The sequence below is a fragment of the Profundibacter sp. genome (assembly GCF_056498605.1).
In genome coordinates, this window is sequence record NZ_JBSMEZ010000028.1 from 68,513 (window position 1) to 74,624 (window position 6,112).

Below are 6,112 nucleotides of genomic sequence, written 5' to 3' on the forward strand. Positions count from 1 at the left end.
AATATGCAGGGGCGGTATCGCCCCCTCAGGGGGATTCGATTGATGAGACGTTATTCGGCATTTGGCATCTTCCGCGAGGCGCTCCGCTATCACAAGGGTTGGGGCAAGGCATGGCGCTCGCCCGCGCCGAAAAAATCCTATGACGTGGTGATCGTCGGGGCAGGCGGCCACGGGTTGGCCACCGCCTATTATCTGGGCAAGAATTTCGGCATCACCAATGTTGCGATCATTGAAAAAGGCTGGCTTGGCGGCGGCAACACGGGGCGCAACACCACCATCATCCGCTCCAATTACCTGCAAGACCCGTCAGCCGCGATCTATGAAAAAGCCCGCGGCCTGTATGAAACCATGTCGCAAGACCTGAACATGAACGTGATGTTTAGCCCGCGCGGCGTGATGATGCTGGCCCAAACCCAAGCTGAAATCCGTGGCTTCCAGCGCACCGCACAGGCCAATGCCTTTCAAGGGGTGCAGACCGAATTCATCGGCCCTGAACGGGTCAAAGAACTCGCGCCGATCATCAACATCTCCGGCCCGCGCTATCCGGTCCTTGGCGCTCTGTGGCAGGAACGCGGCGGCACCGCGCGCCACGATGCGGTCGCCTGGGCCTATGCGCGGGCCTGTTCCGACATGGGCATGGACATCATCCAGAAATGCGAAGTCACGGGGGTGGACCAGTCAGGCGGCCAAGTCACCGGCGTGCAAACCACGCGCGGCGCGATTGGCTGCAAGAAACTGGCGATCCTTGTGGCGGGCAACTCCGGCGATCTGGCCAATATGGCGGGCTTCCGGCTGCCAATGGAATCCGTCGCCCTGCAAGCGCTGGTATCCGAGCCAATCAAACCCTGCCTTGACGTGGTGGTGATGGCCAACACGGTGCACGGCTACATGTCGCAATCCGACAAGGGCGAGATGGTGATCGGCGGTGGCACCGACATGTATAACAACTACACCCAGCGCGGATCATTCCACCATATCGAGGAAACTGTGCGGGCGCTGGTAGAGACCTTCCCAATGGTGTCGCGCCTGAAAATGCTGCGCCAATGGGGCGGGATTGTTGACGTGACGGGGGACCGCTCGCCGATCATCTCGACCACGCCGCTTGGCGGATGCTTCATCAACGGCGGCTGGGGCACCGGCGGGTTTAAGTCCATTCCGGGGTCCGGCTGGGCGATGGCAGAACTGGTCGCCAAAGGCACACCGGGGCCATTAAGCGCCGAGTTCGGGTTGGACCGCTTTGCCGAGGGGCGGTTTATTGATGAAAGCGTTGCGGCGGGGGTGGCTCACTGATGGATTGGTGGAATGCAATTCCTGGCGAACAGCAATTCACAATTACTATTGCTTTTTTGTCAGCAGTTCTTGGTGGAACTGTTTCTATTGTTACGTCTCTTGCGGTCTTTTCCGTCACAAAACGGTCAGAACGTAAACGCGCTGATGCGCAATTAATATCCTCACGTAATACCGCAGCACGAATAGGATTGGCGAAGTTCGTTGCTATCACAAATCATATTTATTCAATGAAAAAAGCTATTGATGTTCAGTTTGAAGAGGCGAATGCAGAAGGGCAATCAATTCAAGAGCCTGGGTTGGCAATTCGTGCGATGGTTTCTGGTGTGAACGCAATCGAAAAGCTAACTGGGGCAGAACTTGAATTTCTCTTTTTTACGGATTCAGGGGATTTGGTCACAAGAATCCACCTTCTTCAAAGTAAAACTTCAACTCATTTTGCCATGGTAGAGCAATATAATTCCGAGCATGCGGCATTAAGTGAAATTATTGAAGAAAGCTTGGGCCATGAAACCAGTATGGATGGGCTGACAGTTACGGTAGCTCTTGAAGGAAATCTTGCAAAACGTGCTGAGATGAAGGTTGGCGCTATGAATGTTCTTCTCGCAGATATGATCGAAAAGTTAGAAAGAGATTTGGAAGAAGCGTTTTCTGTTGGAGATGCTTATCAAGCGGCTGCAGAGAAAGTGTTTGGCGATAAGTTTCCAAAAATTGAACTAATGGAGAAGTTAAATGCTAATCCTTGAATGCCCCTACTGCGGCGTCAAAGCCGAAGAAACCGAACTCCACGGCGGCGGCGAGGCGCATCTGACCCGCCACGCCACAGGTGCGTCGGATGACGAACTGAAAAACTACCTGTTCCAGCGCAAAAACCCCAAAGGCGTACATTTCGAGCGCTGGCGGCACGTCAATGGCTGCGGAAAATGGTTCCACGCCGCCCGCTGCACCATGACCCTCGAAGTCTTCGGCACCTACAGCGCCCAAACCCATCACCCCCCCGCCGCCCTGATCAAAAAGATCAAAGCAAAACGCCCCGATTGGCAGGGCTACAAATGATGCTTCTTCTTTTCCCAAATACCTCCGCCGGAGGCTCCCAGACCTCCACCAGCGAAAGCGTTTCGATATGAGCACCCGCATCCCCAACCATGGCCGTTTCCTGAACCGAAACGCCCCCGCGACCTTCACCTTCAACGGCAAATCCCTTGGCGGCTACGAGGGCGACACGCTCGCCTCGGCCCTGATGGCCAATGACCAGATGCTGATGGGCCGCTCCTTCAAATACCACCGCGCCCGTGGCGTCGTCGCGTCCGGCGCGGAAGAACCCAATGCGCTGGTCAATATGGGGCAAGGCGCACGTTTCGAGCCAAACCAGCGCGTCACCACGACTGAGCTGTTCGACGGCCTGACCGCCAAATCGCAAAACCACTGGCCCAGCCTGAATTTCGACGTGGGCACCATCAACAACTATGTCTCCCGCTTCCTGCCCGCCGGTTTCTACTATAAAACCTTCATGTACCCACGCGCCGCGTGGAAACATGTGTTCGAGCCAATCATCCGCCACTCCGCAGGGCTGGGAACCGCCCCCAAAGACCGCGACGCGGACCGTTACGAGCATTTCTATTATTTCACCGATATCCTGATCGTCGGCGGCGGTATTGCTGGCCTTCAAGCCGCACTCGCGGCCGCACAATCCGGTGCCAAAGTCCTGCTGATCGAGCAAACCGCCCATTGGGGGGGGCGCGCGCCAGTCGACGGGGCCGAAATCGGCGGCAAAACGGCAGAGGACTGGGTCACAGATACGCTCGCCAAGCTGCAAAACATGGAAAACGTCACCATCCGCACCCGCTTGATGGGCGCTGGCGTCTATGACCACGGCTACGCGCTGGGCTATGAGCGCATCACCGATCACAACCCTGAAACCGACGCCCCGCGCCACCGCCTATGGCGGATCAGGGCCAAGCAGATCATCACCGCGACAGGTGCGATTGAACGTCCGCTGTCATTCGCCGGAAACGATATCCCCGGCGTGATGCTGGCCGCAAGCGTGCGTGATTATCTGGTGAACTGGGGCGTGGCTGTTGGCCAGCGCACCGTGGTTGTCACCAACAATGACGACGCTTACCGCACCGCGATCACCCTGCACAACGCAGGCCTGAAAATCCCCGCCATCGTTGACGCCCGCCCCAACGCCGAGGGTGATCTGCCCAATCAGGCCCGTGCGCTGGGCATCCGCATTGAAGAGGGCCGCGCCATTGCCAAAGTCAAAGGCGGCAAGCGCGTTCTTGGCGTGGCGATCTGTCTGCAAGACGGCGATGGTGGCGCGCGCGAGGACATCGCTTGTGATTGTGTCGCCATGTCTGGCGGTTGGTCCCCCGTGGTGCATCTGTGGTCGCACTGTGGTGGCAAGCTGAACTGGATCGAGGACCACGCCCATTTCGTGCCAGACCCCAACCGCCCGCCATTGGGGGACACGGGCGAAGGATTCGTTGTGACTGCTGGCAACGCGTCCGGCGCGATGGACACGCCGGATGTGCTGAAAGATGCGACCAAGGCTGGCAAAGCTGCCGCCAAAGCCGCAGGGTTTGCCCCCAAGCGCGCCAATGCGCCCAAAGCTGTGGCAACCAATGAGGCCCCGATGGCCCCGATCTGGATCATGCCCGCCAACGCCACGCCTGCCCTGAAGGCCAAGATGTGGCTGGACTACCAGAATGACGTTAAGGTGCCGGACGTGCAACTGGCCGCCCGTGAGGGGTATGAAAGCGTCGAGCACACCAAACGCTACACCACCCTCGGTATGGCCACTGATCAAGGCAAGCTCAGTAACATCAACGGGCTGGCCGTGCTGTCGGATGCCTTGGGTCAAGCCATCCCTGCCACCGGCACCACCACGTTTCGCCCGCCCTATACCCCCATTTCCATGGGCGCGATTGCTGGTGAGGCGCGGGGCGAAATATTCCAACCACTGCGCCGCTCGCCGATGCATGAATGGCATGTAGAGGCGGGCGCCTATATGGAACCTGTCGGCCAATGGCGTCGTCCCTATTGCTATCCACGCGGTGGCGAGAGCCATGAGGAATCCGTGACGCGCGAGGTGAATAATACCCGTCAAGCTCTTGGTTTTCTTGACGCATCCACACTTGGCAAGCTGATCGTCAAAGGGCCGGATGCGGGTAAGTTCCTCGATATGCTCTACACCAATATGATGTCCAACCTGAAGCCGGGGCGCTGCCGTTACGGGTTGATGTGTTCGGAAAACGGGTTCTTAATGGATGACGGCGTGGTGGCGCGGATTGATGAGGACACCTTCCTGTGCCACACCACATCGGGCGGGGCCGAGCACACCCATGCGTGGATGGAAGAATGGCTGCAAACCGAGTGGTGGGACTGGAAAGTCTATGTTGCCAATGTCACCGAGCAGTTCGCCCAAGTGGCGGTTGTCGGGCCGAACGCACGCAAGGTTTTGCAAAAAATGGGCGGCATGGATGTGTCCAAAGAGGCGCTGAGTTTCATGGGCTGGGCTGACGGGACCATCGGCGGCTTTGAGGCGCGGGTTTACCGGATTTCATTCTCGGGCGAGCTGTCATACGAGATCGCGGTGCCTGCCTCGCAAGGCCGCGCATTTTGGGACAAGCTGTTGGAAACAGGGGCGGAATTTGGCGCCATGGCTTATGGAACCGAGGCGCTGCACATCATGCGAGCCGAAAAGGGGTTCATCATGATCGGCGATGAAACCGATGGCACGGTGATCCCGCAGGATTTGGGGCTGTCGTGGGCGATATCCAAGAAAAAGGACGATTTTCTGGGTCAGCGGGCGCAGCAAAGATCGTTCATGGCCTGTGCGGATCGTTGGCAATTGGTCGGGCTGGAGACTGTGGATGGCTCGGTTCTACCGGACGGGGCTTATGCGCTTGGCGATGGGACCAACGCCAACGGGCAGCGCAATATGCAGGGGCGTGTGACCTCGACCTATCATTCGCCAACGCTGGGCTGTGGCATTGCGATGGGGCTGGTGCTGCATGGGCCGGACCGGATGGGCGAGGTGATCAATTTTGGCCGTACCGATGGCACTTTGATCCCGGCGAAAATCGTTGATCCGGTGTTCTATGATAAATCAGGGGAGAAGCAAAATGTCTAATGCTGTGAGTGCGTTGCAAGGTGTTTCTTATGCCGGATATGTGCAGGTTCAGGAAATGGGCCTGCAAGGTATGCTGAGCTTTCGCGGTGATCTTTCGATGGCGAAAATCGCCAAGGCGGTGAAAGCGGCGGTCGGGGTGGATATGCCTGCGCAGCGGTCCATCATCATGAGCAAAGGCATGGGGGCGGCGTGGATGTCGCCGGATGAATTGCTGTTGATGATGCCCTATGCATCGGCTGAAGCAACGGCCTCCAAGTTGCGAAATTCATTAGGCAAAACACATTCCCTAATCGCAAATGTATCGGACGCCCGCGTGGTGTTCACCCTGACGGGTGCGGGTGCGCGCGAGGTGGTGGCCAAGCTGGCGCCGGTGGATATGCAAGCGCTGCAGATTGGCGAAATCCGCCGCACGCGTTTGGCGCAGGTTCCAGCGGCGTTCTGGATGTCGGGGGAACAAGAAATCACCCTGGTCGCGTTTCGTTCGGTAGCGCAATATGTGTTCGACCTGCTGAAAACGGCGGCGAAATCGGGCGGGGAAGTCGGCGCCTTTTAGGGCCGAATCCATTAGGGCCTGTTGACGTTTAGGGATTCCCATTCTGTTTAAGTTCTGATTCAATGTTGCAAACAAAAGGAGAGCAGCTTTGATACGAACGGTTTTAACAGATAATCAATGGACTTTGATTGCCCCGC

At 57.6% G+C, this 6,112-nt stretch carries 5 protein-coding genes; all 5 read left to right on the forward strand.

What is annotated here, in order from left to right:
- Positions 1-42: 42 nt before the first annotated feature.
- Positions 43-1,290, forward strand: coding sequence for a sarcosine oxidase subunit beta family protein (locus tag ACWB12_RS03540; protein ID WP_479528684.1), 1,248 nt, complete (start codon positions 43-45; stop codon positions 1,288-1,290).
- Positions 1,290-2,033, forward strand: a complete 744-nt coding sequence (locus tag ACWB12_RS03545) for a hypothetical protein (RefSeq protein WP_479528685.1) — start codon at positions 1,290-1,292, stop codon at positions 2,031-2,033. The genes ACWB12_RS03540 and ACWB12_RS03545 overlap by 1 nt, the downstream gene beginning before the upstream one ends.
- Complete coding sequence (locus ACWB12_RS03550) at positions 2,020-2,343, forward strand: sarcosine oxidase subunit delta (protein ID WP_479528686.1); 324 nt, start codon at positions 2,020-2,022, stop codon at positions 2,341-2,343. Before ACWB12_RS03545 ends, ACWB12_RS03550 begins: the two co-directional genes overlap by 14 nt.
- Positions 2,344-2,410: 67 nt before the next feature.
- The gene (locus tag ACWB12_RS03555; RefSeq protein WP_479528687.1) at positions 2,411-5,422 is read left to right on the forward strand and encodes a sarcosine oxidase subunit alpha family protein; all 3,012 of its coding nucleotides are present in this window, start codon (positions 2,411-2,413) and stop codon (positions 5,420-5,422) included.
- Complete coding sequence (locus ACWB12_RS03560) at positions 5,415-5,975, forward strand: sarcosine oxidase subunit gamma (protein ID WP_479528688.1); 561 nt, start codon at positions 5,415-5,417, stop codon at positions 5,973-5,975. The genes ACWB12_RS03555 and ACWB12_RS03560 overlap by 8 nt, the downstream gene beginning before the upstream one ends.
- Positions 5,976-6,112: the final 137 nt, after the last annotated feature.

What these genes read in the sequence shown, in the direction of transcription:
- ACWB12_RS03540 (WP_479528684.1), top strand. Translation starts at nt 43, where the DNA reads ATGAGACGTTATTCGGCATTTGGCATCTTCCGCGAGGCGCTCCGCTAT.
- ACWB12_RS03545 (WP_479528685.1), top strand. Translation starts at nt 1,290, where the DNA reads ATGGATTGGTGGAATGCAATTCCTGGCGAACAGCAATTCACAATTACT.
- ACWB12_RS03550 (WP_479528686.1), top strand. Translation starts at nt 2,020, where the DNA reads ATGCTAATCCTTGAATGCCCCTACTGCGGCGTCAAAGCCGAAGAAACC.
- ACWB12_RS03555 (WP_479528687.1), top strand. Translation starts at nt 2,411, where the DNA reads ATGAGCACCCGCATCCCCAACCATGGCCGTTTCCTGAACCGAAACGCC.
- ACWB12_RS03560 (WP_479528688.1), top strand. Translation starts at nt 5,415, where the DNA reads ATGTCTAATGCTGTGAGTGCGTTGCAAGGTGTTTCTTATGCCGGATAT.